The organism is Rathayibacter sp. AY1F2 (genome assembly GCF_002930885.1).
GTDB lineage: Bacteria > Actinomycetota > Actinomycetes > Actinomycetales > Microbacteriaceae > Rathayibacter.
Window position 1 is genome coordinate 13,756 of sequence record NZ_PSVG01000024.1, and the last position, 26,387, is coordinate 40,142.

Genomic DNA, 26,387 nt, shown 5'->3' on the forward strand with positions numbered 1-26,387 from the left:
CCTCGACCTCGGGGGCGGGCCGCCCTAGGGTCGGCGGCATGCGATTCGGACTCTTCATCCCCCAGGGCTGGCGCCACGACCTCGTCGGCGTCCCGGCCGCCGACCAGTGGCGCACCATGAGCGACCTCGCCCGGCACGCCGACGACGGCGCCTGGGAGTCGATCTGGGTCTACGACCACTTCCACACCGTCCCGCAGGTGACGGAGGAGGCGACGCACGAGGCGTGGTCGCTGATGAGCGCGTTCGGCGCCACCACGTCGCGCGTGCGGCTGGGCCAGATGTGCACCTGCATGGGCTACCGGAACCCCGCCTACCTCGCCAAGGTCGCGACGACCGTCGACATCGTCTCGGGCGGGCGGGTCGAGATGGGCATCGGCGGCGGCTGGTACGAGCACGAGTGGCGCGCGTACGGCTACGGCTTCCCGCCGATCGCCGAGCGGCTGGGCCGGCTCGACGAGGGCGTGCAGATCCTGCAGCAGGCCTGGACGACCGGGTCCGCGACCCTCGACGGCCGCTACTACCAGGTGGACGGCGCGCAGAACCGGCCGCTGCCCCTGCAGGAGGGCGGCATCCCGCTGTGGGTCGCCGGCGGCGGCGAGAAGGTCACGCTGCGGATCGCGGCCCAGTACGCGCAGTACACGAACTTCGCCGGGACCCCGGAGGCGTTCGACCACAAGAGCTCGGTCCTCCGCGGGCACTGCGAGCGCCTGGGCACCGACTTCTCGGCGATCACCCGGAGCTCGAACTACAACGTCGTGATCGGCGAGACGGAGGCGGAGGTCGAGGCGGCGCTGCAGCGTCTCGAGGAGCGCGTGGTCCCGTACCTCGGCGCGGAGGGAGCGGCGTCCTTCGTCGCCGAGTACCGCAGCCCCGACGCGCTCGCGGTCGGCACTCCCTCGCAGATCGTCGACCGGCTCGCCGGCATGCAGTCGCGCGGGATGGACTACGGCATCCTCTACTTCCCGGACGCCGCCTACGACCGGTCCGGCATCGAGCTGTTCGAGCGCGAGGTGCTGCCGGCGCTCTCCTGAGCGCGGAGCGGCGGGGCTCCTACGCCTCCCGCCCCCCGCCCGCAAGTCCTTGGGGCGCCCCGGCCCCGCGCCTACGGTCGGAGCATGGACGCACAGGACATCCGCTGGAACGACGAAGCCCGCGACAAGATCCTCGAGGACTCGGACAGGGTCCTCCGCGAGGCGGTGCTCGACCTCGCGACGAGCAAGAAGGGCGAGCCCTGGGAGGACGTGTTCGCGGAGCTGAACGCGCGCCTCAAGGACCGCTTCATCGACTTCGAGCCCGGCCCGGACCTCCGCAAGTACGCCGAGGCCGTCTCCGCCGGGGAGATCGAGACCGGCTCGTGAGCGAGCACGACCGCGACGCCGCGCTCGAGGACGAGATCACCTCGATCCACGCCCTCGGCGAGGGCCGCGTCGGCGAGACGGCCGGCCCGGAGGACGAGGACCACGAGCTCTCGCCCGAGCAGGACGCCCGCATCGAGTCCGAGCTGAAGAGCCGGGGCAGCGAGAGCTGATCCCCCCGGTACGCGGAAGGCCCGCTCCCCCTCGAGGGAGCGGGCCTTCAGCGTGCGTCGCGACTACGCCGAGAGGGGCTCGTAGTCGGTGTAGCCCTCGGCTCCTCCGCCGTAGACCGTCTCCTGGACGACCTCGTTCTCGGGGTGCCCGCCCTGCCAGCGCTCGACCAGGTCGGGGTTGGCGATCGCCGGGCGGCCGACGGCCACGGCGTCGGCGTGGCCCTCGCTGATCAGCTCGGTCGCCTCCTCGCGGCTGGTCGGCGAGCCGAAGCCGCTGTTGGCGATGAAGACGCCGTCGAAGCGCGAGCGGAGGTCCTGGACCAGCTCGCCGGCGGGCTCGGCGTGCAGGACGCTGAGGTAGGCCAGGCCGAGCGGGGCGAGCCCGTCGACGACGGCCTCGTAGGTGGCACACACGTCGTCGGCGTCGGTCTCGACGACGTCCTGGATGTTGTGGGCCGGCGAGAGGCGGATGCCGACGCGGCCCGCTCCGACCTCGTCGACGATCGCGCGGGTGACCTCGAGCGGGAACGCGGCGCGCTCGGCCGGGGTCCCGCCGTACTGGTCGGTGCGCACGTTGGAGACGGGCGAGAGGAACTCGTGCAGCAGGTAGCCGTTGGCGCCGTGCACCTCGACTCCGTCGAAGCCGGCGTCGATCGCGCGGCGGGCGGCGGCGACGAACTCGTCGCGGACGGTCGCCAGCTCCTCGGTGGTCAGCGCGTGCGGCACCGGGAAGGGCTTCTTGCCGGAGGGGGTGTGCACCTCTCCGTCGATGGCGACGGCGCTCGGGGCGACGATGCGGTCGGTGCCGGTGATCTCGGTGTGTGAGACGCGGCCCGCGTTCATCAGCTGCATGACGATGCGCCCGCCCGCGGCGTGCACGGCGTCGGCGACGGCGCGCCAGCCCGCGGCCTGCGCGTCGGTCTCGATGCCGGGCTGCCCGGCGTAGCCCTTGGACTCGGCGCTGGGGAAGACGCCCTCGCTGATCAGCAGGCCCATGCTCGCGCGCTGGGCGTAGTACTCGGCGACGATCGCGCCGGGCACGCCCTGCTCGTCGGAGCGCAGTCGCGTCATCGGTGCCAGGACGATGCGGTTGGGGAGGTCGAGGTCGCCGGCGGTGAGGGGGGAGAACGGATCCACGGGATCGCCTTTCTACGGAGCTGTCTCAGGGGGCTGCCCTGAGGGGGGGAGGCACGTGCACCTGCGGCGCACTCCGGGCGGCAACCGCGAGCGGAGCACGGTCATTCCTCCTCCCGGCGTTCTCCCATCCCCCGCGCCCCGGGCACGCGGTCGACGGCCTGCCGCCTCCCGACTCCTGCTCGGACACCCGGGCTGTCTACACTCGGGAGGCGACGACGAAGGAGTGTGCGCGATGCCGGCGAGACCCCACCACCCCGTGAGCTCCCGGCGGCTGCCGGCGCTCGCGGCCCTCCTGATCGCCGCGGTCCTCGCGCTGGTCCCCGCGACCGCGGCGCTGGCCGAATCGCCCGTCTCCTTCTCCTCCTCCACCGTCCTCGACTCGGTCGGAGTGCTGAGCTCCGGAGAGACCACCGAGATCGAGCAGGCCTCGCGGGCCCTCTACGACCAGCACCGCGTGCAGCTGTTCGTCGCCTTCGTCGACTCCTTCACCGATCCGTCCGACCGCGTAGCGTGGGCGGACGAGACCGCGACCCGCAACGGACTGGGCACCGACGACGTCCTCCTGGCCGTCGCGGTCGACGCCCGTCAGTACCAGGTGTCGGTCGCGCAGGGCTTCGCCCTCGACGACGCGCAGGTCTCCTCGCTCCAGTCCGACGACATCGAGCCGAGGCTCGCCGACGGCGACTGGGCCGGAGCCGCGGTGGCCGCCGCCGACGGGATCGGGCAGCGCCTCGACGCGCCCAGCGCCGGCGAGTCCCTCGGCTCGGGGCTGCTGATCGCGCTCGGCGTGCTCGCGGCCCTCGTCGTGGTCGGCCTCGTGGTGCTGCTGCTCGTCCGCCGCGCGCGGAAGCGCCGCGCCCAGGAGGCGGTGGAGGCCTCGATCGACGAGCTCGCCACCCGTGCCGGATCGGCCCTCGTCCACGCCGACGACGCCGTCCGCACCAGCGAGCAGGAGGTCGGCTTCGCGGAGGCGCAGTTCGGCGCCGACGCGACCGGCGCGTTCCGCGAGGCGCTCGTCACCGCGAAGCGCCTGCTCGGCGAGGCCTTCACCCTGCAGCAGCGCCTCGACGACGCCGAGCCGGAGACCGATCAGGAGCGCCGCGACGGCTACCAGCGCATCCTCCAGCTCTGCGCCGACGCCGAGCAGACGCTCGACGAGCGCGCGAGTGCGTTCGAGGAGCTGCGCGACCTCGAGAAGAACGCGCCGCAGGTCGCCGCCGCGCTCTCGGCTCGCGCCGCCGAGGTCGGCGACCGCCTCCCGTCGGCCCGCGCCCGCCTCGCCGAGCTCGCCTCCCGCTACGCGCCGACCGCGATCGACGACGTGGGCGACGACGCCGACCAGGCCGAGGACCGACTCCGCTTCACCCGCGACCAGCTCGCCGGCGCCCAGCAGGCGCTGCAGGCCGGCGACTCCGGCCGCGCCGCCGTGCTGCTGCGCGCCGGGCAGCAGGCCGCCGAGCAGGCCTCCGGGCTCGTCGACGCGGTGGCGACGCGCGGCGACGAGCTGCAGAAGGCGGAGGCGTCGCTCGCCGGCCGCATCGCCGAGATCCGCGCCGACGTGGCGCAGGGGCGAGCGCTCGCCGCCTCCCAGGACGCGGAGTCCGCCGCTCAGGCGCAGAACGTCGCCGCAGCGGTCGCCTCGACCGAGGCCGCCCTCGACGACGTCGAGCGCGCCGCCTCCGTGCGGCCGAACGACCCGCTCGCCCTGCTCGAGGCGCTCACCGCCGCCGACGCCACGATCGACGCCGCCGTCGGCGGGTTCCGCGACGCGCAGGCCCAGCGCGAGCGCGAGCGGGCCGCCCTCGGCGCCGAGCTCACCTCCGCCCGCAGCCGCGTCTCGGCCGCCGAGGACTTCATCGCGGCCCGCCGCGGCGCGGTCGGCTCGGAGGCGCGCACCCGCGTCGCCGAGGCCGCCCGCTCGGCCGAGTACGCCGAGCGCATCGCCGCCACCGACCCCCGCGAGGCTCTCGCCTCCGCCCAGCGCGCTTCGCAGCTCGCCCAGCAGGCGCTCGAGCGGGCGCGGGCCGACGCCGGCGCCTACTCCGCCCCGAACGCCGTCGGCAGCCCCTACGGAGGCGACACGACCGGCGCGTTCCTCGGCGGGATCCTGGTCGAGTCGCTCCTGGGAGGCGGACGCCGCAGCGGCTACCGCTCGGGCGGCTTCGGCGGAGGCGGGTTCAGCGGCGGCTTCGGCGGCGGCGGCTCGTCCCGGCGCTCCGGCGGCGGCGGCTTCGGCGGCGGGCGCAGCAGCGGCGGAGGCGGACGCCGCGGCGGCGGCGGGCGCTTCTGAGCGCCCCCGGGCATCCGCGCAGGACCGACGACCACCACCTCCCCCACGACTCCGGCACCACCTCCGACATCCGGCACCACCCACGACGCAAGGAGAGACACCCATGGCTCAGAGACAGTCGATCTTCGGCCGCATCGCGCAGCTCGCGAAGGCCAACATCAACGCGCTCCTCGACCAGGCCGAGGACCCGCAGAAGATGCTCGACCAGATGGTCCGCGACTACACCGACAGCATCCGCGACGCCGAGGCGGCGATCGCCACCACGATCGGCAACCTGCGCCTGCTCGAGGACGACTACCGCGAGGACGTGCAGAACGCCCAGGAGTGGGGCGGCAAGGCCCTCGCCGCGAGCCGCAAGGCCGACGAGCTGCGCACCGGCGGGAGCGCCGGCGACGCCGACAAGTTCGACGCGCTGGCCAAGGTCGCTCTGCAGCGCCAGATCCAGTCCGAGAAGGAGGCGAAGGACGCCGAGCCGACCATCGCCTCGCAGACCGAGGTCGTCGACAAGCTCAAGTCGGGCCTGAACCAGATGCGCGAGAAGCTGCAGCAGCTCTCGAGCAAGCGCGACGAGCTGATCGCGCGCTCGAAGACCGTCGAGGCGCAGAGCCAGGTCCAGGACGCCGTGAAGAGCATCGACCTGATGGACCCGACGAGCGAGGTGAGCCGCTTCGAGCAGAAGATCCGCCGCGAGGAGGCGCGCGTCCGCGGCGCGGAGGAGCTCGCCTCCTCGAGCCTGGACGCGCAGTTCGAGTCGCTCGAGGACCTCGGCGAGATGACCGAGGTGGAGGCGCGCCTCGCCGCGCTCAAGTCCGGCCGCCCGCAGGACTCGATCGGCTCCTGAGCCCGTGCGCCTCCGGCGGTCCCGCCGGAGGCGCACTCCCCTTCCCGACACGCGCGGAGCGAAGGCTGGCAATCGCCATGGTGCGGTGCCGCCGCCGTCCCCGTAGTGTTCACACCAGGTTGCCCTTGACCCCGGTCGCCCTGATGCCGCGTCCGGCCCCTACCGACGCGGTGAACCATGAGCGGACCGCCCCCGTCGGGATCGCTCACCGAGAGACCGTCGACGCCGACGGTCACCACGAAGAGCGAGGCGCCGATGAGCACCCCCACCACCACGTCCGTCACCGGAGGCGCCCCCCGCGTCGTCCGCACCCGCCCCCGCGCCGACGGCCGCGTCAACCCGACGACCGAGTACTCCGGTCTCCTCAGCACGGTCCGCGACGCGGGGCTCCTCCGCCGCCGCACCGGCTTCTACTACACGATGTTCGGCGCGCTGGTCCTCGCGCTCGGCGGCATCGTCACCGGCTTCGTCCTGCTGGGCGACTCCTGGTTCCAGCTCCTGCTCGCCGCCGCCCTCGGCATCGTGCTGACCCAGTTCGCCTTCCTCGCCCACGAGGCCTCGCACCGCCAGGTGTTCGAGTCCGGCAAGGCCAACGACGTCGCCGGCCGCACCCTCGCGAACCTCTTCGTCGGCATCAGCTACTCCTGGTGGATGACCAAGCACAGCCGCCACCACGCGAACCCGAACGTGCTGGGCAAGGACCCGGACATCGAGCGCGACGTCGTCTCCTTCACCGCCGAGGACGCGGCCCGCTCGCGCGGCCTCTACGCCTGGCTCACCCGCCGCCAGGGCTACGCGTTCTTCCCGCTCCTGCTGCTCGAGGGCCTCAACCTGCACCTGCACGGCTTCCGCACCGTGTTCGGCAAGGGCAAGGTCGACAAGCGCTGGGTCGAGATCACCATGCTCGTCACCCGCGTCGGCCTCTACCTCGCCGTCGTCTTCTGGGCCCTCCCCCTCGGCATGGCGTTCGCCTTCGTCGGCGTGCAGCTGGGCGTCTTCGGCCTCTACATGGGCGCCTCGTTCGCGCCGAACCACAAGGGCATGCCGCTGCTGCCGAAGGAGGCGCGCGTCGACTTCCTCCGCCGCCAGGTCCTCACCTCGCGCAGCATCCGCAGCACCTGGTTCACCGACCTCTACATGGGCGGCCTCAACTACCAGGTGGAGCACCACCTCTTCCCGAACATGCCCCGCCCGGCGCTGCGCCGTGCGCAGGTCATCGCCAAGGAGTACTGCACCACCCACCAGATCCCCTACACCGAGACCTCGTTGATGGAGTCGTACGCGATCGTCGTCCGCTACCTCAACAAGGTCGGCCTGTCGGCCGGCGGCGACCCGTTCGACTGCCCCGCCGCCTCCGCCTACGGACGCTGAGCACTCCCCCTTCGGAGGCCCCTCGCACCTTCCCGGTGCGGGGGGCCTCCGTCGTTCGCGGGAGCGCAAGGGGGTGCCCCCGCGGGCGGCGGAGTCGTAGCTTCTGTACATGAGCAGCTCCGACTACGACATCGAGCCCACCCCCACCGACACGACCGACGGCGCCCGCACGACCGACGGCGCGCGCACGCCCGACCCCGCCACCGAGACCGGCACCTCCGCGGGCCTCGACGAGGTCGGCGGCGCGGCCTCACCCCTGGCCGACGGCGTCGGCGCCGACGGCGAGGAGCAGAACCCCCCGCTGCCCGACTGGGGCCCCACCGACGGCGTCCACGGCACCGACGCCGAGACCGACGCCTCGGGCACCGAGCAGCACTGACACGGCTCCGCGAGGGACCTCCCCGGCCGGTCGGCGAACGTTCCGACCGCGTTCCGAGGAGGTCCCTCCGTGTTCGCCGGAGGGTCGGCCGGCGCTCGGGCGGCGCGCCCTACACTGGCGAAATGCAGCCGACCGAACGCGCCCTCCGCGTGATCTCCTACAACCTCCGGGAGCACCGAGCGCACGCCGAGATCGCCCCCCTCGCCGCCCGCCACGACATCGACGTGCTGTGCCTGCAGGAGTGCGACACCACGAAGCTGCCGCAGGAGGTGGGCTCGCTCCGGCTCGCGTCCGTCACGGCCCGCAACCGCCTGGGCCTGGCCGTCTACTACTCGCAGGACCGCTTCGAGCTCTCCGGAAGCGCCGCGTTCGAGCTCAGCAAGTCCATGCACGACCGCGTGATGTCCCCCGCCCACGAGCGCCTGCTGGCCGTCCGCCTCGATGACCGCGACGGCGGATCGATCGCCGTCTCGTCCTTCCACGCCGCTCCGCTCTCGGCCGGCAACGCCCTGCGCCGCAAGCAGATCGACGAGGCGCTCAACCGGCTGCGCGAGTACGCGCCGGACACCCCCTCCCTGATGGTCGGCGACTACAACTACCCGTGGTTCTTCCGCGGACTCGACCGCCGGATGACCCGGAACGGCTACCTGGTCTCGCGGAGCGACTCCCCCACCTACGCGCGCTACCGCTACTTCAGCGGCCACTTCGACTTCGCGATCAGCGACTCCGTGCGGATCGAGCGGGTCTCCACGCTGCCCCAGGGCGTCTCGGACCACCTCCCGGTGATGGTCGACGCGCACTACGGCGTCCCCGCCGCCTGAGCGCGGGGCCCGCGGGCCCGCGCGGTCGGTAGGCTCAGGGGGTGACGACCCTGATCCTCGCCCGACACGGAGAGACTGTCTGGCACTCCGAGAACCGCTTCGCGGGCTCCTCCGACATCGCGCTGACCCCCCGGGGCCAGGACCAGGCGGCGACTCTGGCCGCCTGGGCCGTCGACGCCGACCTCGAGGCGGTGTACTCCTCCACCCTGGTCCGGGCCGTGCGCACCGCCGTGCCCGCCGCGCGGGCGGCCCACCTCGAGCTGCAGCCCGACCCGGCCCTGGTCGAGGTCGACTTCGGCCGCGGCGAGGGGCTGACCACCGACGAGATGGAGAAGCGCTTCCCGGACGAGTACCACGCGTGGGTCGCGGCGCCGGCCATCCAGCCGATGCCCGGCGGCGAGTCCGGCCTCGACGCCGTCGCCCGCGCGAACACCTCGCTCGCCCGCATCCACCGCGAGCACCCGGACGGCCGCGTGCTCGTCGTCGCGCACGGCACGCTCATCCGCCTCCTGCTGTGCGCCTACCTCGGCATCAACCCGGAGACGTACCGGCACACCTTCCCGGTGGTCGACAACGTCTCGCTGACCACGCTGCGCTGGGACGCGACCGGCGTCGGCCTGCTCGGCTACAACGTCCCGCCCGTCCAGACGCAGCGGCGCTCCAGCTGAGCGCAGCGGCCGCTCCGGAGCGGCGCCCGGCGAGCGCGGGCTCGATCGGCCTGGTGCTCGGGTCGGTCGCGAGCGTGCAGCTGGGCGCCTCCTTCGCCGTGCTGCTCTTCCCCGCCGCGGGGCCGATCGGCACCGTCACGCTCCGGCTGGTGTTCTCGGCCGTCGTTCTGCTCCTGGTCTGCCGTCCGCGGCTGCGCGGCCACAGCCGGAGCGACTGGGCCACCGTCGCCGCCTACGGTCTCGCCCTCGGCGGGATGAACGCCTGCTACTACGAGGCCATCGCCCGGATCCCGCAGGGCGCCGCCGTCACCCTCGAGGTGCTCGGGCCGCTGACGCTCTCGGTGATCGCCGGGAGGAGCGTGCTGAGCCTGGTCTGGGCGGTGCTCGCGCTGGCCGGAGTGGTGACCCTGTCGCAGGGCGGGTTCTCGGCGCTGGACCCGGTCGGCGTCGGCTTCGCGCTGGGGGCCGCTGTGCTCTGGGCCGCGTACATCGTCTTCGCCGGCCGCACCGGCGGGCGGTTCCAGGGGATCGACGGGCTCGCGCTGGCGCTGGCGGCCGGCGCGATCGTGTCGCTGCCGTTCGGCATCGCCTCCGCCGGACCCGCCCTGGTGGTGCCGCCGGTGCTGCTCCTCGGGCTCGCCGTCGCGGTGCTCTCCTCCGCGGTGCCCTATGCGCTGGAGCTGCTGGCGCTGCGGCGCCTGCGCTCCTCCACATTCTCGATCCTGATGTCGCTCTCCCCCGGGGCGGCCGCGCTCTCGGGCTTCCTCGTGCTCGGTCAGCGCCTCAGCGCCGTCGAGGCCGTCGGGATCGCGCTCGTGGTCGCCGCGAGCATCGGAGCGGTGCGGACCGCGCGGACCTCCGCCTGAGCGGCAGTTCTTTTGTTAGGCTAACTATGTGCCATCGACCGAGACCCTGCAGACCGATCTCCCGCTGACCTCCCTCGCGGGCGAGGTGCGGGCAGCGGTCGGCCGGCTCGGACGGCGGCTCCGGCAGGAGAAGGCCCAGCACGAGCTCAGCGATCCGCAGTTCAGCGTGCTCGCACTCCTGCACCGCGAGGGCGCCAAGACCCTCGGCGAGCTGGCCGAGGCGGAGCGGGTCCGCCCGCCCTCGATGACCCGCACGGTCGGCTGCCTGGTCGACGAAGGACTCGCGGAGCGCCTCGCCGACCCCGCCGACGGCCGCGTCACCCGCATCCGCCCCACCGGGGCCGGCACCGCACTGGTGCTCGACGTGCGCCGCAGCCGCGACGCGTGGCTCGTGGCGCGCCTCGAGGAGCTCCCTCCCGAGGACCTGCGCCTGCTCCACGACGCGGCGGCGGTCCTGCGCGCGGTGGCCGACCGATGAGCGCGATGTTCCGCTCCCTCGCCGTGCCGAACTACCGCATCTGGTTCGCGGGCGCGATGGTCTCGAACGTCGGCACCTGGATGCAGCGGACGGCCCAGGACTGGATCGTGATCAACGACCTGACCGACCACGACGCGACGGCGCTCGGCGTGACCATGGCACTGCAGTTCGGACCGCAGCTCGTGATGGTCCCCTTCTCCGGCTTCATCGCCGACCGCTTCGACCGGCGGAAGCTCCTGATGGCCACCCAGGGCGCGATGGGCGCGCTCGGGCTCGGCCTGGGACTCATCGTCGTGACCGGGGTCGTCCAGCTCTGGATGGTCTACCTCTTCGCTCTGCTGCTCGGCTTCGCCGCGGCGATCGACGCGCCCGTGCGCCAGACGTTCGTCTCGGCGCTGGTCGAGGAGCGCGACCTCACCAACGCCGTCTCGCTGAACTCGGCCTCCTTCAACTCGGCGCGGATGATCGGACCGGCCCTCGCGGGCGTGCTCATCGCCGCGGTCGGCTCCGGCTGGGTCTTCCTCCTCAACGCCGCGAGCTTCCTCGCCGTCCTGCTCTCGCTGCGCGCACTCCACCGCGACCAGCTCCGCAGCGCCCCGCGCGCCACGCGCGGCCCGGGTGCGCTGCTGGAGGGGTTCCGCTACGTGTCGAAGCGGCCGGACATCCTCGTGGTGCTCGCGATCGTGTTCCTGATCGGCACCTTCGGCCTGAACTTCCCGATCTTCGCCTCGACGATGGCGACCGTCGAGTTCGACATGGGGGCGAGCGAGTTCGGCCTCCTCTCCTCCGCGATCGCCGTCGGCTCGGTGCTGGGGGCGCTCCTCTCGGCACGCCGCGACCGCCCGAGGCTCCGGCTCATCGTCGGCGCCTCCGCCGCGTTCGGCGTCGCGCTCGCGCTGGCCGGCGTCATGCCGACGGTCTGGGCGTTCGCGATCCTGCTCCCCTTCGTCGGCATCGCGGCGCAGACGCTGATGACCTCGGCCAACGGCTACGTGCAGCTCTCGACCGCCCCCGAGATGCGGGGCCGGGTCATGGCGCTGTACATGGCCATCTTCGTCGGCGGCACCCCGATCGGCGCACCGCTGATCGGCTGGGTCGCGAACGCCTACGGCCCGCGCCAGGCGATGCTGGTCGGCGCCGCCTCCGGAATCGCGGCGGCCGCCATCGGACTCGCCTTCCACCTCCGCCTGCGCCGCGCCGCCCGGCTCGCGGCCCCCGAGCCGGAGGCCCTTCCCGCCACCGGCGGTGTCCCCCTGCTGCGCCCCCGCGCCTAGGCTCCGTCAGCCGGTCCGCGCGCCGGAGCGGATCCGCGGACAGCCGGCTAAACGGGTCGTCGTCGACGCGGGGCGCGTCCGCCGCCCGCCCTCAGGCCTCGCGGGTGATCTCGACGCGGACGAAGAGCTTCGACGAGCGGGGCCCGGCGAACACCCCGCGCAGCGGCGCGATGTCGTTGTAGTCGCGGCCGCGGCCGACGATGACGTGGCGGTCGCCGATGTCGATCAGGTTCGTCGGGTCGTATCCGCGCCACGCTCCTCCGCAGAACCACTCGACCCAGGCGTGCGATTCCCCCACCACGGTCTCGCCGATCTCGGCGTGCGGTTTGGGGTGCAGGTAGCCCGAGACGTAGCGCGCCGGGATGCCCACCGAGCGCAGCGCCCCGAGCACGATGTGCGTGATGTCCTGGCAGACGCCCTCGCGCGCGGTCCACGACTCCGTCGCGGTGGAGTGCACGCCGGTGACGCCCTGCCGGTAGGTCATCGCCCGGCCGATCGTCTCGGCGATCGTGAGCGCGGCCTCGCACGGGCCGGCCGTCTCGTCCGCGAGCGAGCGCGCCATCGCCGCGAGGTCCTCCGGCGGCGCGGTGCGGTGGGTCTGCTTCGACTGCTCCACGTACTCGGTGCGCGTCTCGACCTGCTCGGACAGCTGATCCCACCCGGTCGGGTGGTCGGGGTGCTGCTTCGGCCGGATCTCGACGAGCGAGGTCGCCGTCAGCGAGAGCTCGCGGTGGGCGTCGAGCACGTCGAACGACGACACGCGGGTGCCCCAGTAGTCGGTGTAGGCGTGCACCGAGGTCACCGGCCGGATGTCGAGGTTCGAGAACAGCACCAGCTGCCCGTCCGAGGAGGCGGGGAGCATCCGCGCCTCGTTGTAGGACGCGACCACGTCCCCCGCGTAGGTGAAGCCCGTGGTGTGCCTGATGCGCAGCCTGCTCACAGCGCCTCCCCGATCCAGCTCGGCATGACGTTGGTGGGGAAGTACCGCTGGCGGATCGCCTCGGACGCGGCGGAGGTCGCCTCCTGCACGCTGTCCATGTGCCGCGGCAGGTCCTCGAGGATGTCGGTGATCGGCCGGAACTCCAGCTCGCTGCGGATCCGCCCGAGGACGCGCTGCGCGTCGCCGGAGTGGCCGATGCGGCCGGTGCGCGGCTCGATGTCGCGCATGCACGCCTCCGCCCGCGAGACCGAGAAGAGGATCGAGCGCGGGAACAGCCGGTCCAGGAGGAGGAACTCCGCCGCGTTCCGCGCGCTCGGCACGCCCCGGTAGGTGCGCAGGTACGCCTCGTAGGCGCCGCAGGAGCGGAGGATCGTGGTCCAGGAGGGGCCGCTCGCCTCGGTCAGCGAGCGGGTGGCGAGCAGGCGGGCGGTCATGTCGGCGCGCTCGATCGAGCGGCCGAGGGTGAAGAACTGCCAGGCCTCGTCGCGCGAGGTCGCCGACTCGATGATGCCGACGGCGAGGGCGGAGCGCTCGCGCACCCAGCTGAAGAACTCCGACACCCGCTCGCCCGAGACGCGGCGCGGCATGCGGGTGCGCGTGGTGTTCAGGCACTCCCAGAGCTCGGTCGAGACGATCTCGCGCGCCCGGCGGGCGTTCTCGCGGGCCGCGCCGAGCGAGTAGGCGATCGAGGCGGGGTTCGTGCGGTCGATCGCGAGGATCGCCAGCACGTCGGCACGGGTGATCTCGCGCATGTCGTCGGGCGGGGTCGAGCCCATCACCGACAGGAGCGAGCGGCAGGCCGTGTCCTCGTCGATCCACGGGTCCTCGAGCAGGAGCTGGAGGTGGACGTCGAGGATGCGGGCGGTGCCGTCGGACCGCTCGATGTAGCGGCCGATCCAGAACAGCGACTCGGCGATCCGGGAGAGCATCAGTCGTCCTCCCCCGCCGCGAGCGTCTGCTGCTGCTGCTGGTCCTGGTCGGTGTTCGGCGCGTCCTGCGGCGAGTGGTCGGGCGTGTGGTTGAGCGGGTAGACGATCGGGATGGAGCTGGTGACCGCGGCCTGCTCGGCGACGAGCGCCTGGATGTCGCGCGCCTCGGGCTCGGCGCTGCGCGCCTCCTCGAGGCCGACCACCCAGGTGTCCTTCGATCCGCCGCCCTGCGACGAGTTGACGACGAGCTGCCCCTCGGGGAGCGCGACGCGGGTCAGACCGCCGGGCAGCACCCAGACGTCGGTGCCGTCGTTCACGGCGAAGGGCCGCAGGTCGGCGTGCCGGGGGCGCATCCCGTCGTCGACGAGGGTGGGGATGGTGGAGAGCTGCACGACCGGCTGCGCGATCCAGCCGCGCGGGTCGGCCTGGAGGCGGGAGCGCAGCTCCGCGAGCTCCTTCGCCGAGGCGGCCGGCCCGACGACCAGGCCCTTGCCGCCGGAGCCGTCGACCGGCTTCACGACGAGCTCGTCGAGGCGGTCGAGCACCTCCTCGAGCGCTCCCGGATCCTCGAGCCGCCACGTGTCGACGTTCTTGATCACCGGCTCCTCCGAGAGGTAGTAGCGGATGAGGTCGGGCAGGTAGGTGTAGACGAGCTTGTCGTCGGCGACGCCGTTGCCGACCGCGTTGGCGATCGTGACGTTCCCGAGCCGGGCCGCGAGCATCAGCCCGGGCGAGCCGAGCATCGAGTCGGCGCGGAACTGCAGCGGATCGAGGAACTCGTCGTCCACGCGCCGGTAGATCACGTCGACCCGGGTCGGGCCGGAGGTGGTGCGCATGAACACCTTGCCGCCCGTGCAGAACAGGTCGCGGCCCTCGACCAGCTCGACGCCCATGAGGCGGGCGAGGAGGGTGTGCTCGAAGTAGGCGGAGTTGTAGACGCCCGGGGTGAGCACGACCACGGTCGGGTCGTCAACTCCCTCGGGGGCGGAGGCGCGGAGGGCCTGCAGCAGCTTGTTCGGGTAGTCGCCGACCGGGCGCACCCGCATCGAGACGAACAGCTCGGGCAGCGTCTGCGCCATCACCCGGCGGTTCGAGATGACGTAGGAGACGCCGGAGGGCACGCGGACGTTGTCCTCGAGGACCCGCCAGCCGCCCTTCTCGTCGCGGATCAGGTCGATCCCGGACACCTGGATCCGCACGCCGTTCGCGGGGACGATGCCCGCGGCCTGCCGGTGGAAGTGGCTGGAGCTCGAGATCAGCCCGGCGGGGATGACGCCGTCGGCCACGGCGTTCTGCGGGCCGTAGACGTCGGCGAGGAACGCCTCGAGAGCACGGACCCGCTGCTTGATGCCGGTCTGCACCTCGTTCCACTCGGCGCGCTCGATCACCCGGGGGACGGCGTCGAGGGGGAACGGCCGCTCCTCCCCCGCGAAGTCGAAGGTGACGCCCTGCGCTAGGTAGGAGGAGGCGAGCGCGTCGGTGCGGCCGCGCAGCTCCTCCTGGGTCATCCGCGCGAGCGAGGAGTAGATGTCGCGGTAGGCGCCGCGGACCCCGTCGGGGCCTCCAGTCGACGCCACGTCGGCGAACATCTCGTCCCAGGGGGTGGCGCCCGTGTCGGGCCGCTCGACCTTCTGGGACCCGTATCCGTCGAAGAGGTCACCCATGGCACGACTCTAGTGCGGGGCGTATTGCGGGGATGTTTCGGGCGGCCGCGGGGCGAGCGGGGCGGGTCGGCGACGTCCGGGCACGGCACCGGCGCCGTCCTCCGACAGGCCGGCGGAGGCCCGGGGATCCACGGGAATAGATCCGGCCGCACGTGGTTAAATGAGGATGTACATGCAAACGCATGGACCAGGCCCCACCGGGCCGGAGGACAGAAGGAGCGCCTGATGCAGTTCGGCATCTTCACGGTCAGCGACATCACGACCGACCCCACGACCGGACGGACCCCGTCCGAGTCCGAGAAGATCCAGGCGACCCTCGCGATCGCGCTGAAGGCGGAGGAGATCGGCCTCGACGTCTTCGCCCTGGGCGAGCACCACAATCCGCCGTTCTGGTCCTCCTCCCCCACCACCACGCTCGGCTACCTCGCGGCGAAGACCGAGAGGATCACGCTCTCCACCGCGATGGCCCTCATCACCACGAACGACCCCGTCAAGCTCGCCGAGGACTACGCGATGCTCCAGCACCTCGCCGGCGGCCGCGTCGACCTGATGCTCGGCCGCGGCAACACCGGCCCCGTCTACCCGTGGTTCGGCAAGGACATCCGCCGCGGCATCGAGCTGACGATCGAGAACTACGACCTGCTGCACCGCCTGTGGACCGAGGACTTCGTCGACTGGGAGGGCCAGTTCCGCACCCCCCTCCAGGGCTTCCAGTCGACCCCGCGCCCCCTCGACGGTGTCGCGCCGTTCGTGTGGCACGGATCGATCCGCTCCCCGCAGATCGCCGAGCAGGCCGCCTACTACGGCGACGGCTTCTTCGCGAACCACATCTTCTGGCCCGCCTCGCACACCCAGAAGATGGTGCAGCTCTACCGCCAGCGCTTCGAGCACTACGGCCACGGGACCGCCGACCAGGCGATCGTCGGCCTCGGCGGGCAGATCTTCCTGGCGAAGAACTCGCAGGACGCGGTCTCGCAGTTCCGCCCCTACTTCGACAACGCCCCCGTCTACGGCCACGGCCCCTCGCTCGAGGACTTCACGGAGCAGACCCCGCTCACCGTCGGCTCCCCGCAGCAGATCATCGACCGCACCCTCGGCTTCCGCGAGTACGTCGGCGACTACCAGCGCCAGCTCTTCCTGATGGACCACGCGGGACTCCCGCTGAAGACCGTCCTGGAGCAGATGGACATGCTCGGCGAGATCCTCCCCGCCCTCCGCGCCGGCTTCGCCGAGGGCCGCCCCTCGCACGTGCCCGACGCCCCCACCCACGCCTCCCTCGTGGCCGCGCGCGACGCGCAGCCCGCGGCCGAGCCCGTCACCGTCTAGTCAGGAGCTCTCCATGGACACCCGCAGGATCACCGTCCTCTCGGCCGGCCTCAGCCAGCCGTCCTCGACCCGGCTGCTCGCCGACCGCCTGACCGACGCCGCCGAGTCCTCCCTCACCGAGCAGGGCTTCGCCGTCGAGCGGAGCGTCGTGGAGCTGCGCGACCTCGCGCACGACGTCACGAACAACCTCCTCACCGGCTTCGCGAGCCCCGCTCTGCAGACCGCGCTCGACGCGGTCGCCGGCGCCGACGGCCTGATCGCCGTGACGCCGATCTTCACCACCAGCTACAGCGGGCTCTTCAAGTCGTTCGTCGACGTGCTCGACACGGAGGCGCTGCGCGGCCTGCCCGTGCTGCTGGCGGCCACGGGCGGGTCCCCCCGCCACTCCCTGGCCGTCGACTACGCGATGCGCCCGCTCTTCACCTACCTGCACGCGGCGCCCCTCGCGACCACCGTGTTCGCGGCGACGGACGACTGGGGCGGCGCGACCGAGGACGGACGGGCGCTGCCCTCGCGCATCGAGCGCGCCGGACGCGAGCTGGCCGATCAAGCCGCCCGCTCCTCCCGCTCGGGCTCCACGCCCGACCCCTGGGCGCTCGACGGCTCGTTCGAGGGGATGCTCGGCCGCCGCGGCTGAACGCCCGCCGCGCGGATCGGCCGCTCCTCTCATGGATCGGCCGATCCGTCCAGCCGCGATACCCGCGGCCCTGCCGGAATAGCCTGCCCCCGGGAGCCTGCCGCTGGCCCCCGGAAGGAGGCCGTCATGGGCCTGACCAGCAAGGGGCTCCCCTCGGGGGCTCTCGACCTCTCGCAGCTCGGACGCGCGGTCCTCGACCGCCGCCGCTTCCTCGGAGCGCTCGGCGTCGCCGCCTCCGTCCCGGTCCTCTCCGGCTGCGGCTTCGCCCCCGCGGGCCCCGCGGCGAGCGCCGGCAGCGACACCCTCACCTTCACCACCTGGGGCACCGACGCCGAGCTGGCCGGCTTCCAGCGCGCGATCGACGCGTTCCAGTCGGCGAACGCCGGCGCCACCGTGACCCTCAACGCGGTCCCGTACGAGCAGATGTTCACCAACATCGACGCGCAGCTGCAGGCGGGGAACCCGCCGGACGTCTTCCGGGTCCCGTACTACACGTTCGGCAGCTACGCCGGCCGCGACCAGCTCCTGGACCTGTCGGGCTTCCTCGACTCCGACGTCGCCGAGCGGTTCACCGATCCGGCCTGGGCCGCGGTGCAGAGCGGCGGGAGCCCCTTCGGCGTCCCCCACCACACCGACACCTCGCTGATCCTCTACAACACGCAGGTGCTGGCCGACGCGGGCGTCACCTCCTTCCCCTCCTCGCCCGAGGAGGCGTGGACCTGGGAGGAGTTCACCGAGGTCGGGCGGAAGCTGCGCGCCTCGCTCCCCGCCGAGCGCTACCCCTTCGCCTACAACTGGCAGGGCAACGGCGTCACCCGCTGGCTGAGCCTGCTCTTCCAGGCCGACGGCCGCTTCCTCACCGAGGACCTGTCCGGGCCCGCGATCGACTCCGCCGCCGGCCGCGCCGCGATCGACTTCAGCCGCAGCTTCTTCACCGACGGCCTCGTGCCGCCGAGCAGCTCCGTGCAGGCGACCACCTACGCCAGCGACCTCTGGTACTCGCAGACCACCGCGATGACCTTCGCCGGCGCGTTCCTCATCCCCGACGCCGACTCCACCCTCGACTTCGAGTGGGGCGCCACCTACTCCCCGCGCAACGTGCGCGGAGGCGGCGACTTCGGCGGCAACGCCCTCGTCGCGACCAAGGCCGCGAAGAACCCGGAGCTGGCCGCCTCCTTCCTCGCGTTCGTGACGGAGGAGGAGGCGATGCGCGACTTCTGCGCCGGCGCCTCCCTCCTCCCCACCCGTCGCGACCTCACGGAGTCGGGCATCGAGTTCGCCGTGCGCCCCGAGCTCGCCGAGGTGTTCCTCGGCCAGGCGGGCACCGTCCAGGCGTCCGACTCGGCGCAGGTCGCCTCGCCCGACATGGCCGCGATCATCACGGTGCTCAAGGAGCAGCTGGAGCAGGCCTTCGTCGGCGGGCGCAGCACCGAGGACACCATCGCCGGCCTCACCTCCGGCATCGCGGCCGCGACGCAGTGAGCCGGTCGGTCCTCGCGCCGGAGGCGGTGACCGCCCGCCCCCGGCGCACCTCCCGCGCCCCCGCCCGCGAGACGGCGGCCGCCTACGCGTTCCTCGCGCCGAACCTGCTGATGCTCGGCCTGTTCGTGTTCGTCCCCCTGGGCGGCGCGTTCCTGATCGGCTTCCAGCGCACGAACGGCTTCGGCGACGGCGTCTTCGTCGGACTCGACAACTACGCGCGGCTGCTCGGCGACGGCCTCTTCTGGCGCTCGACGTTGAACACGGCGCTGTTCACCCTGATCGTGACCCCGCTCTCGATGGCGCTGGGCCTCGGCGCGGCGGTGCTGATGAACTCGGTGCTGCCCGCGCGGCCGGTGTTCCGCAGCATCCTCATCCTGCCGATGGCGGTCTCCGGAGTGGCGACGGCGCTGATGGGCGTGCTGATCTTCGACGAGAACAGCGGCGTGCTCGACGGCATGCTCCAGACGATCGGCCTCCCCCGCATCGCCTGGCAGTCCGGCGGAGCGGCGGCCTTCGCCTCCGTGGTGCTCGTCACCCTGTGGTGGCGCACCGGCTTCAACATGCTGATCTACCTGGCGGGGCTGCAGGGGGTGAACCCCGCGCTCTACGAGGCGGCCCGGCTCGACGGAGCGAACGCGTGGCAGCAGTTCCGCCACGTGACGCTGCCGCTGGTCGGCCCGTCGTCGTTCTTCCTGCTCATCCTCAACGTCATCTACTCGTTCCAGGTGTTCGACATCGTCTTCGTGCTCACCGGCGGCGGACCGCAGAACGCGACCTCGGTGCTCGTGACCTACGCCTACGACACCGGGTTCGTCACCCGCGACCAGGGCTACGCCGCGGCCATCGGCATCGTGCTGCTGATCCTGACCATGATCTTCACCGCGGTGCAGTGGCGCACCAACCGCTCGAGGGACCTCGTCGAATGATCCGCACGTCGCGCACCTCGCGCCTGCTCCGCCTCGCCCTCGCCCTCGCCGTCTCGGTGGTCATCGTCTTCCCGCTGTACTGGATGGTCGTCGTCGCGTTCTCCTCGCGGTCCGAGCTGCTCGGCGGCACCCTCCGCCTCTGGCCGCGCGAGCTGACGCTGGTGAACTTCGAGCGGGTGTTCTCGTCGTTCCCCGTGGCGACCTGGTTCGGCAACTCCCTCGCGATCAGCCTGGTCACCGCGCTGATCACCGTGACGATCAACCTGCTCGGCGGCTACGCCTTCGCGCAGCTGCGGTTCCGCGGATCCGGAGTGCTCTTCCTCCTGGCCCTGTCGACGCTCACCCTGCCCGTGCAGGTGATCATGGTGGCGCTGTTCCGGCTCGTCACCGACCTCGGCCTCTACGGGAGCTACTGGGCGGTGATCCTGCCGACGGCGGCCTCGGCGTTCGGGCTGTTCCTGGCGCGGCAGTTCATCCTCGCGATCCCGCGGGACCTGATCGAGGCGGCCCGGATCGACGGCGCCGGGCACTTCCGCGTGTTCACGGCCATCGTCCTCCCCCTCTCGAAGCCGCTCATCGCCGTGCTCTTCTTCATATCGCTGCTCGGCTCCTGGAACGACTTCGCCTGGCCGCTCATCGCCCTGAAGGAGAACGCGCTGTTCACGCTCCCGATCGGGCTGCTCTTCCTCCAGGGGCAGTTCGGCAGCGACTACGGAGCGACCATGGCGTTCGCCCTGGTGAACGTCGTGCCGATGGTGGTGCTGTTCCTGGTGTTCCAGCGCTACTTCGTGCAGGGCTTCGCGCGCAGCGGCCTCCGCTGACCCCGCGGCCGGGGGTGCGGATCGGTGCGCTGAGCGGCCATTCGTCCCCCCGTCCGGGGCCGGGAGTGTCAATCCCCCCGTTCCGCCGACCCGGCCGGCGCCGCCCCGCGGTACCGTCGTCGCAGGCGCCCACCTCGTGCGCTCCGGAGCGCACCGTTCGAGCGGAAGGCGGGATCGCCATGAGTACCGTCGCCGCGAACGCCGCCCAGCAGAAGGTGGCCGGCCGCTACTACCTGATCGAGCGCATCGGCTCCGGCGGGATGGGCTCGGTCTACCGGGCCCGCGACGAGACCGTGCAGCGCGAGGTCGCCGTGAAGGTGTTCCGCGCGGAGGCCTCGAACCCCGAGGACGTGGCCCGCCAGGAGCGCGAGGTGCGGATGCTGAGCTCCTTCGCCCACCCGGGCATCGTCAACCTCTTCGACGCGGGGCTGCACAACTTCGGCGGCGAGGTCCGCCGCTACGTCGTGATGGAGCTCGTCGCCGACCCCACGATGGAGGCGCGGCTCGAGTCCGGCCCCCTCCCGGCGGCGGAGGTCGCGGCGATCGGCACGCAGCTCGCCGAGGCCCTGGCCTACCTTCACGAGCGCGGCGTCGTGCACCGCGACGTGAAGCCCGCGAACATCCTGGTCAGCGAGGTCGCCTCCAGCGGCTACGCCCGCACCGCCAAGCTCACCGACTTCGGCGTGGCCCACTTCATGGACGGCTCCCGCCTGACCAGCGACGGCGTCGTGATCGGCACCGCGAGCTTCGTCAGCCCGGAGCAGGTCGCGGGCGAGCCGATCAGCGGAGCGAGCGACGTCTTCTCCCTCGGCCTGGTCCTCCTCGAGGCGATCACCGGTCACCGGGAGTACTCGGGCACCGTCCTCGAGGCGGCGATCGCCCGCCTCCACCGCAGCCCCTCCGTGCCCGACACCCTGCCGGCGGAGTGGCGGGCGCTGCTGACCTCGATGACACAGAGGGACCCGGAGAAGCGGCCGACCGCCGACGAGGTCGCGCACCGGCTCCGCGGCGGGATGACGACGGGCTCGGCTTCGGGCGCGCCGACCGCCTCGGACTCGCGCGCGGCACGGATCCGGCGCTCCGTGATCATCGGCTCGAGCGTGGTCGGCGTCGGCGCGATCGCGGCGCTGTCGTGGATGCTCGGAGCGCTCGCCGGTCGCTGACCGACCGGGCGCGGGGCCCTAGGCCTCGCCGGGGAACGCGGGACGGAGCACGATCCGCGTCCAGGCGCCCACGTAGATCCGGTCGCCCTCCTCGACCTCGCGGCGCTGCCCGGCGGCGATCGGCGACTGCGGGAGCGCAGCCCCGGCCGGGGCGAGGTACGTGCCGTTCGCCGACTGCAGATCCTCGACCCACCAGCGGTAGCCGTCGGTGCTCAGCTGGCAGTGGCGCCGCGAAACACCGGAGTCGGAGCCGCAGTCCACCTGCGGCGAGATGCCGCGGGAGACGGACGGGCGGCCGACGAGCAGGGTGCGCTCGCGGAGGACGACGGTCGCGGGCGGGCCGGGCGAGGGCATCGGGTCGTCAGCGCGCTGCTCGGCGTACCACTCCGGGTCGACCCAGAGCTCGGCGATCCACGGGCGGTCCGGGTCCGCGGAGGCGGAGGCGGGGCGGGCGGAGCCGGTGGCAGGCGCGGACGCGGCCTCCTCCTCCGACGCTGAGGCCCCGGGTGCCGCGTCGGGGGCTGCGGCCTCGGGTGCAGGGGCCTCCGGGATCACCTCGGTCGGCGGAGCTGCGGGCGGCGCGGTCGCGACGGGGGTGTCGAAGCCGGCCTCCTGCTCCGGGACCAGCTCGGTCGGAGCCGCGGGATCGGCCTGCGGCGCGGGCGCCTCGCCCAGGTGCTGGGCCGGGTCCCCCGACCGCGTCGCGGAGCCGCCGACCTCGCCCGGAGCGCGGACGGCGCCGGAGGAGGTGAACGGATCGGCCTCGGGGAGGGAGCCGGTCGTGAAGTCGTAGCCGCAGTTCTCGCAGAACAGGGCGCCGGGCTCGTTGGGGAACGAGCAGTGCGGGCAGACCGAGGGACCGGTCGGGATCGCGGTGGTCGGCGCGGCGGGAGCGGGCGACGGGGCCGCAGCGGCACCGATGGGCGCCCCGCAGACGTCGCAGTAGTCGCCGGACTGCGAGGTGTGCCCCTCGGGGCAGCGGAAGCTCACTTGCGCACCCGCGTGGTCTTGGTCGACGCGGTGTCCAGCGCCATCTCGTCGAGGCGGTCCACGCCGCGCTTGAGCCGCACGGTGCCCTCGTTCGGGTCGTCGATCTCGACGACCTTCCGCAGCTTCGCGGTCGCCTCGTCGTTCCCGGTGACGGAGGCGAGCTGCACCGCCCGCCCGAGCTTGACCGTGGCGGTCGCCTCGTCGCCCCGCGCCTTGGCCGCGAGCCCGTCCTGGATCGCGGAGGCGAGCTCGGTCTGGCCGGTGTAGTGGGCGACGGCGGGGTCGATGCGGGCGGTCAGGGCGGAGTCGTCCGTCCAGCGCGCCTTCACCAGGGCGGAGGCGACCACCTCGTCGCGCACGCTGAGCTGCACCCGCGCGGCGAGCTGCTCCGAGCCGACCGGCTTCGACGCGACCCGGACCGCCACGTGGTACTCCCGCGACTCGTCGCCCCAGGCGCCGGTCGGGTAGGCGCCGGTGAGCGGGTTCACGGCGTTCCGCCGGGAGCTGAGGTCCTCGAGGTTCGGCGCGACCTGGCGGACGAAGAGCAGCTGCGCGCCCTGCGGAGTCCAGACGCGGAGCTCACCGTTGGCGACTCCCCGGCCCATCGACGCCCGCATCAGCGACTCGAAGTCGGCCGCCATGTCGGCCGGGTTCGCGATCAGGCCCACGGTGCCCAGCAGGGCGCTCGCGATGGTGCGCGCCTCCTCGACGATCCAGCGGGAGCCGACGCCGCGCACGTCGCACTGGAAGTCGCCCGACGCCGCGCGGATCGCCGCGTCCAGCTGCATCCGCGACTCGTGCTCGTTCTTGCCGTCGGTGAGGAGGATCGCGTGCCTCTGCGTCGCCTCCGGCACGGTCGCGAACAGCTGGCGGGCGAGGGTCAGCCAGGTACCCATCGCGGTGCCGCCGTCGGCCTGGAGGTAGCCGATCGCCTCCTTCGCCGCGGCTCGCGCCCCCGGCTCCATCCGCACCATCGAGACGGTGGCGTTGGGGTACGGGAAGGCGCGGTCGGCGCGCTCGGACCCGGCCACGACGGCGAAGAAGGTGCCGTCCAGGATCTGGTCGACGGCCACGGCGGCGGCGCGCTTCGCGGCCGTCATGTTCTCGCCGGTCATCGATCCGGAGCAGTCCACGATGATGATCTCGGCCGCGGCCCCGTCGGACCCGGCGACCCCCGTGCCGGACGCGGTCACCGTGACGATGGCGTGCACGTCGGTGGCGCCGTCCGAGAGGAACTCGTTCTGGAAAACACTCGCGCTGAACTCCGCCATTCCGGCAGTTTACGGGGACGCCCGGCCCGAGCGGCCCTCCATCGCCGAGGATCGGCCGGGCATCGCGGCTCGACGCCTGCACGACAGCTGTCGGGGCGGGCGGAGGCGGGTCGAGCGCCGCCGGAGCGCCCCCGTCAAGCCCGCCGCGACCGGACGCCGCCGGTGCCAGGGTGGAGCCGTGCCTCCCTGGACCCTCGCCCTCGCCAGCGGCGCCATCGGCGGCGCCACCCTCCTGATCGGCGCCGCGCTCGCCTGGTTCGTGCGCGTGCCCCCGAAGCTCACCGCCGCGATCTCCGCCTTCGGAGCAGGGGTGCTGATCTCGGCGCTCGCCTACGAGCTCGTGCAGGAGGCGGCGGACGACGGAGGACTGCTCCCGACGATCCTCGGCACGCTCGCGGGAGCCGTCGTCTTCGTCGGCGCGGACGCGCTGCTCACCCGCGCCGGCGCGGGGAACCGCAAGAGCGCGAAGGGGTCGGGCGGAGGAGGAGGCGCGGCCATCGCGGCCGGCGCCCTGATCGACGGGGTCCCCGAATCGATCGTGCTCGGCCTCTCGGTCGCCCAGGGCGGAGCGGGAGCGGCGATCAGCGTGCCCATCGTCGCCGCGGTCGCGATCTCGAACCTCCCCGAGGGACTGTCCTCGACGGTCGGCATGAAAGCCGACGGCCGCTCCGCCCGCTACGTCTTCACCGTCTGGGGCGGGATCGCCGCGATCTCGGCCGCCGCAGCGCTGGTCGGCTTCCTGGTCTTCGCCACCGCGCCCGGCGCGGTCGTGGCCTTCGTGACGACCGTCGCCGCCGGCGCGATCCTCGCCATGATCTCGAACACGATGATTCCCGAGGCGTTCGACCGCGACGACGTGCTCACCGGGCTGTACGCGGTGCTCGGGTTCGTGACGGCGTTCGCCTTGCACAGTGCTGGTTAGGACGCCGCTCCCCGCGCGGCGTCCCGCAGTCGGCTCCAGCGCGGGGCCGGGTCCCGAAGAGCGGCAGGCGCACGGCGACGCGGATCCGCTGGAACGCGGATCCCCGGATACGCCTCGCGACGGCGCCGCTGGTCAGGACGCCGCTCCCCGCGCGGCGTCCCGCAGTCGGCTCCAGCGCGGGGCCGGGTCCCGAGGAGCGGGTCGCGCACGGCGACGCGGATCCGCTGGAACGCGGATCCCCGGATACGCCTCGCGAGGACGCCGCCGCCTGCGGAACGGAGTGCGGTCAGCCGCTGAAGGCGGTGAGGGCGTCGTCGAGGATGCCGAGGCCGCGGGCGACCTCGGCGGGGGTGATGACGGCCGGCGGGACCACGTGGATCCGGTTGTCGGCGGTGAAGGGCAGAAGGCCGCGGGACAGCAGGTCGGCCTTGAGGCGGGCGACGGAGGCCGCCGGCAGCGGGGTGCGCGCGGCCCGGTCGGTGACCAGCTCCAGCGCCCAGAACACTCCGGAGCCCCGGACCTCGCCGATCAGGTCGTGCTTCGCCTCGAGCGCCGCCAGGCCGGGGGCCAGGTGCTCCGAGCCGATGGTGCGCGCGTTGTGGACGATCCCCTCCTCCTCCATCGCCTGGAGCGTCGCGACGACGCTGGCCGCGGCGAGCGGGTGGCCCGAGTAGGTGAGACCGCCGGGGAAGACGCGCTCGTCGAAGTGGTGGGCGATCGGATCCGAGATGACGACGCCGCCGATCGGGACGTAGCCGGAGTTGACGCCCTTCGCGAAGGTGATCAGATCGGGGCGCACGTCGAAGGCGTCGAAGGCGAACCACTCCCCCGTGCGGCCGAAGCCCGCCATGACCTCGTCGAGGATCAGCTGGATGCCGTACCGGTCGGCGATCTCGCGGACACCCGCGAGGTAGCCGGGCGGCGGGGTGAGCACGCCGGCGGTGCCGGGGATGGTCTCGAGGAGGAACGCGGCGATCGACTCCGGCCCCTCCGCCTGCACGACGCGCTCGAGGTGGTGGAGGGCGCGCTCGCACTCCTGCTCGAGGCTCTCGGCCCAGAACTCGCTGCGGTACAGGTAGGGCCCGAAGGCGTGCACGTGCCCGCGGGAGTACTCGTTCGGGATGCGGCGCCAGTCGCCGGTCGAGACGATCGCCGCTCCCGTGTTGCCGTGGTACGAGCGGTACAGCGAGACGACCTTGTCGCGGCCGGTGAACAGCCGCGCCATGCGGATCGCGTTCTCGTTCGCGTCCGCGCCGCCGTTGGTGAAGAAGACCTTCTCCATGCCCTCGGGCGCCCGCTCGGTGATCAGGCGGGCCGCCTCGGCGCGGGTCTCGTTCGCGTAGGCGGGGCCGACGGTGGTGAGGACGCCCGCCTGCTCCTGGATGGCGGCGACGACCTTCGGGTGCTGGTAGCCGATGGTGACGTTCACGAGCTGGCTCGAGAAGTCGAGGTAGCGGGTGCCGTCGACGTCCCAGACCTCGGCGCCGAGACCGCCTGCGATCGGCAGCGGGTTCAGCGCGCCCTGCGCCGACCAGGAGTGGAACACGCGGGACCGGTCGGCGGCGGTGACCGAGGCGTTGTCGCGGACGGTGGGGGCGGTCGAGGACGTCATGCTCCCCATCGTGCCGCGCGCGCCTCGGAAGCGGGCGTGCGGATCCGTCGA

Annotated in this window: 26 protein-coding genes; 19 read left to right on the forward strand and 7 right to left on the reverse strand. The window is 72.9% G+C overall.

The genetic code is table 11. The annotated features are described in order from the left end of the window. The first annotated feature begins 38 nt into the window (after positions 1–38). From C5C54_RS15065 to C5C54_RS18065, 3 genes are all read left to right on the forward strand, one after another. On the forward strand, positions 39–1,031 hold the full coding sequence (locus C5C54_RS15065; RefSeq protein WP_104223861.1) for an LLM class F420-dependent oxidoreductase: 993 nt from the start codon (positions 39–41) through the stop codon (positions 1,029–1,031). Between the two features lie 84 nt (positions 1,032–1,115). Beyond that, a complete protein-coding gene (locus C5C54_RS15070) occupies positions 1,116–1,358 on the forward strand; it encodes a hypothetical protein (protein ID WP_068251275.1) in 243 nt (80 codons plus the stop codon). Then, the gene (locus C5C54_RS18065) at positions 1,355–1,528 is read left to right on the forward strand and encodes a hypothetical protein (protein ID WP_160035225.1); all 174 of its coding nucleotides are present in this window, start codon (positions 1,355–1,357) and stop codon (positions 1,526–1,528) included. The genes C5C54_RS15070 and C5C54_RS18065 overlap by 4 nt, the downstream gene beginning before the upstream one ends. Positions 1,529–1,591: 63 nt before the next feature. Here C5C54_RS18065 and C5C54_RS15075 read toward each other — a convergent pair whose 3' ends face one another. After that, a complete protein-coding gene (locus C5C54_RS15075) occupies positions 1,592–2,665 on the reverse strand; it encodes an alkene reductase (protein WP_104288685.1) in 1,074 nt (357 codons plus the stop codon). A gap of 232 nt (positions 2,666–2,897) precedes the next feature. Between C5C54_RS15075 and C5C54_RS15080 the strand changes: the two genes are divergently transcribed. The 9 genes from C5C54_RS15080 (at position 2,898) to C5C54_RS15120 (ending at position 11,653) form a co-directional block, all read left to right on the forward strand. Continuing rightward, a complete protein-coding gene (locus tag C5C54_RS15080; protein WP_104288686.1) occupies positions 2,898–4,955 on the forward strand; it encodes a TPM domain-containing protein in 2,058 nt (685 codons plus the stop codon). 103 nt (positions 4,956–5,058) lie between these two features. After that, positions 5,059–5,796: a PspA/IM30 family protein gene (locus C5C54_RS15085; protein WP_104223858.1), complete on the forward strand. Its 738-nt coding sequence runs from the start codon at positions 5,059–5,061 to the stop codon at positions 5,794–5,796. Between the two features lie 255 nt (positions 5,797–6,051). Further along, entirely contained in the window at positions 6,052–7,167 is a 1,116-nt protein-coding gene (locus C5C54_RS15090; protein ID WP_104226226.1) for an acyl-CoA desaturase, read from the forward strand. 109 nt (positions 7,168–7,276) lie between these two features. Further along, the gene (locus C5C54_RS15095; protein WP_104288687.1) at positions 7,277–7,546 is read left to right on the forward strand and encodes a hypothetical protein; all 270 of its coding nucleotides are present in this window, start codon (positions 7,277–7,279) and stop codon (positions 7,544–7,546) included. Positions 7,547–7,668: 122 nt separating this feature from the next. After that, positions 7,669–8,367: an endonuclease/exonuclease/phosphatase family protein gene (locus tag C5C54_RS15100; protein ID WP_104223855.1), complete on the forward strand. Its 699-nt coding sequence runs from the start codon at positions 7,669–7,671 to the stop codon at positions 8,365–8,367. Between the two features lie 41 nt (positions 8,368–8,408). Next, complete coding sequence (locus C5C54_RS15105; RefSeq protein ID WP_104223854.1) at positions 8,409–9,035, forward strand: histidine phosphatase family protein; 627 nt, start codon at positions 8,409–8,411, stop codon at positions 9,033–9,035. A 53-nt stretch (positions 9,036–9,088) separates the two neighbouring features. Beyond that, on the forward strand, positions 9,089–9,901 hold the full coding sequence (locus C5C54_RS15110; RefSeq protein ID WP_244230592.1) for a DMT family transporter: 813 nt from the start codon (positions 9,089–9,091) through the stop codon (positions 9,899–9,901). Positions 9,902–9,929: 28 nt separating this feature from the next. Then, complete coding sequence (locus C5C54_RS15115) at positions 9,930–10,379, forward strand: MarR family winged helix-turn-helix transcriptional regulator (protein ID WP_258063346.1); 450 nt, start codon at positions 9,930–9,932, stop codon at positions 10,377–10,379. After that, a complete protein-coding gene (locus tag C5C54_RS15120; protein ID WP_104246866.1) occupies positions 10,376–11,653 on the forward strand; it encodes an MFS transporter in 1,278 nt (425 codons plus the stop codon). Before C5C54_RS15115 ends, C5C54_RS15120 begins: the two co-directional genes overlap by 4 nt. 91 nt (positions 11,654–11,744) lie before the next feature. Here the strand turns inward: C5C54_RS15120 and C5C54_RS15125 are convergent, their stop codons facing one another. The 3 genes from C5C54_RS15125 to C5C54_RS15135 are packed head-to-tail and all read right to left on the reverse strand — an operon-like array spanning position 11,745 to position 15,186. After that, positions 11,745–12,593, reverse strand: a complete 849-nt coding sequence (locus C5C54_RS15125) for a transglutaminase family protein (RefSeq protein ID WP_104246867.1) — start codon at positions 12,591–12,593, stop codon at positions 11,745–11,747. After that, positions 12,590–13,522, reverse strand: a complete 933-nt coding sequence (locus C5C54_RS15130; RefSeq protein WP_104223851.1) for an alpha-E domain-containing protein — start codon at positions 13,520–13,522, stop codon at positions 12,590–12,592. Before C5C54_RS15130 ends, C5C54_RS15125 begins: the two co-directional genes overlap by 4 nt. After that, entirely contained in the window at positions 13,522–15,186 is a 1,665-nt protein-coding gene (locus tag C5C54_RS15135) for a circularly permuted type 2 ATP-grasp protein (protein ID WP_104226201.1), read from the reverse strand. The genes C5C54_RS15130 and C5C54_RS15135 overlap by 1 nt, the downstream gene beginning before the upstream one ends. A gap of 225 nt (positions 15,187–15,411) precedes the next feature. Between C5C54_RS15135 and C5C54_RS15140 the strand changes: the two genes are divergently transcribed. The 6 genes from C5C54_RS15140 (at position 15,412) to C5C54_RS15165 (ending at position 21,541) form a co-directional block, all read left to right on the forward strand. Further along, positions 15,412–16,512: an LLM class flavin-dependent oxidoreductase gene (locus C5C54_RS15140; protein ID WP_104223849.1), complete on the forward strand. Its 1,101-nt coding sequence runs from the start codon at positions 15,412–15,414 to the stop codon at positions 16,510–16,512. A 13-nt stretch (positions 16,513–16,525) separates the two neighbouring features. Next, entirely contained in the window at positions 16,526–17,149 is a 624-nt protein-coding gene (locus C5C54_RS15145) for an FMN reductase (RefSeq protein WP_104261452.1), read from the forward strand. A 126-nt stretch (positions 17,150–17,275) separates the two neighbouring features. After that, positions 17,276–18,631: a sugar ABC transporter substrate-binding protein gene (locus C5C54_RS15150; RefSeq protein WP_104223847.1), complete on the forward strand. Its 1,356-nt coding sequence runs from the start codon at positions 17,276–17,278 to the stop codon at positions 18,629–18,631. After that, positions 18,628–19,557 carry a carbohydrate ABC transporter permease gene (locus C5C54_RS15155; protein ID WP_258063347.1) on the forward strand — a complete coding sequence of 310 codons (930 nt, stop codon included), beginning with the start codon at positions 18,628–18,630 and terminating at the stop codon, positions 19,555–19,557. Before C5C54_RS15150 ends, C5C54_RS15155 begins: the two co-directional genes overlap by 4 nt. After that, positions 19,554–20,378 (forward strand): carbohydrate ABC transporter permease, encoded by an 825-nt coding sequence (locus C5C54_RS15160; RefSeq protein WP_104288688.1) that lies wholly within the window; start codon positions 19,554–19,556, stop codon positions 20,376–20,378. The genes C5C54_RS15155 and C5C54_RS15160 overlap by 4 nt, the downstream gene beginning before the upstream one ends. A 179-nt stretch (positions 20,379–20,557) precedes the next feature. Then, entirely contained in the window at positions 20,558–21,541 is a 984-nt protein-coding gene (locus C5C54_RS15165; RefSeq protein WP_104223845.1) for a serine/threonine-protein kinase, read from the forward strand. Positions 21,542–21,559: 18 nt separating this feature from the next. Here the strand turns inward: C5C54_RS15165 and C5C54_RS15170 are convergent, their stop codons facing one another. Both C5C54_RS15170 and C5C54_RS15175 read right to left on the reverse strand, forming a co-directional pair. Then, positions 21,560–22,531 carry an FHA domain-containing protein gene (locus tag C5C54_RS15170; RefSeq protein ID WP_104288689.1) on the reverse strand — a complete coding sequence of 324 codons (972 nt, stop codon included), beginning with the start codon at positions 22,529–22,531 and terminating at the stop codon, positions 21,560–21,562. Beyond that, a complete protein-coding gene (locus C5C54_RS15175; RefSeq protein WP_104223843.1) occupies positions 22,528–23,802 on the reverse strand; it encodes a VWA domain-containing protein in 1,275 nt (424 codons plus the stop codon). The genes C5C54_RS15170 and C5C54_RS15175 overlap by 4 nt, the downstream gene beginning before the upstream one ends. Before the next feature lie 178 nt (positions 23,803–23,980). Between C5C54_RS15175 and C5C54_RS15180 the strand changes: the two genes are divergently transcribed. Next, positions 23,981–24,724 (forward strand): ZIP family metal transporter, encoded by a 744-nt coding sequence (locus C5C54_RS15180; RefSeq protein WP_104223842.1) that lies wholly within the window; start codon positions 23,981–23,983, stop codon positions 24,722–24,724. Positions 24,725–25,010: 286 nt separating this feature from the next. On the opposite strand, the gene C5C54_RS15185 is transcribed toward C5C54_RS15180, so the two are convergent. Next, positions 25,011–26,336 carry an aspartate aminotransferase family protein gene (locus tag C5C54_RS15185; RefSeq protein WP_104269376.1) on the reverse strand — a complete coding sequence of 442 codons (1,326 nt, stop codon included), beginning with the start codon at positions 26,334–26,336 and terminating at the stop codon, positions 25,011–25,013. Between the last annotated feature and the right edge of the window lie 51 nt (positions 26,337–26,387).

Bases quoted from the DNA above. Each gene is read 5' to 3' on its own strand.
- C5C54_RS15065 (WP_104223861.1), top strand. From the start codon at position 39: ATGCGATTCGGACTCTTCATCCCCCAGGGCTGGCGCCACGACCTCGTC.
- C5C54_RS15070 (WP_068251275.1), top strand. From the start codon at position 1,116: ATGGACGCACAGGACATCCGCTGGAACGACGAAGCCCGCGACAAGATC.
- C5C54_RS15080 (WP_104288686.1), top strand. From the start codon at position 2,898: ATGCCGGCGAGACCCCACCACCCCGTGAGCTCCCGGCGGCTGCCGGCG.
- C5C54_RS15085 (WP_104223858.1), top strand. From the start codon at position 5,059: ATGGCTCAGAGACAGTCGATCTTCGGCCGCATCGCGCAGCTCGCGAAG.
- C5C54_RS15090 (WP_104226226.1), top strand. From the start codon at position 6,052: ATGAGCACCCCCACCACCACGTCCGTCACCGGAGGCGCCCCCCGCGTC.
- C5C54_RS15095 (WP_104288687.1), top strand. From the start codon at position 7,277: ATGAGCAGCTCCGACTACGACATCGAGCCCACCCCCACCGACACGACC.
- C5C54_RS15100 (WP_104223855.1), top strand. From the start codon at position 7,669: ATGCAGCCGACCGAACGCGCCCTCCGCGTGATCTCCTACAACCTCCGG.
- C5C54_RS15120 (WP_104246866.1), top strand. From the start codon at position 10,376: ATGAGCGCGATGTTCCGCTCCCTCGCCGTGCCGAACTACCGCATCTGG.
- C5C54_RS15130 (WP_104223851.1), bottom strand. From the start codon at position 13,522: ATGCTCTCCCGGATCGCCGAGTCGCTGTTCTGGATCGGCCGCTACATC.
- C5C54_RS15135 (WP_104226201.1), bottom strand. From the start codon at position 15,186: ATGGGTGACCTCTTCGACGGATACGGGTCCCAGAAGGTCGAGCGGCCC.
- C5C54_RS15140 (WP_104223849.1), top strand. From the start codon at position 15,412: ATGCAGTTCGGCATCTTCACGGTCAGCGACATCACGACCGACCCCACG.
- C5C54_RS15145 (WP_104261452.1), top strand. From the start codon at position 16,526: ATGGACACCCGCAGGATCACCGTCCTCTCGGCCGGCCTCAGCCAGCCG.
- C5C54_RS15150 (WP_104223847.1), top strand. From the start codon at position 17,276: ATGGGCCTGACCAGCAAGGGGCTCCCCTCGGGGGCTCTCGACCTCTCG.
- C5C54_RS15160 (WP_104288688.1), top strand. From the start codon at position 19,554: ATGATCCGCACGTCGCGCACCTCGCGCCTGCTCCGCCTCGCCCTCGCC.
- C5C54_RS15165 (WP_104223845.1), top strand. From the start codon at position 20,558: ATGAGTACCGTCGCCGCGAACGCCGCCCAGCAGAAGGTGGCCGGCCGC.
- C5C54_RS15175 (WP_104223843.1), bottom strand. From the start codon at position 23,802: ATGGCGGAGTTCAGCGCGAGTGTTTTCCAGAACGAGTTCCTCTCGGAC.
- C5C54_RS15185 (WP_104269376.1), bottom strand. From the start codon at position 26,336: ATGACGTCCTCGACCGCCCCCACCGTCCGCGACAACGCCTCGGTCACC.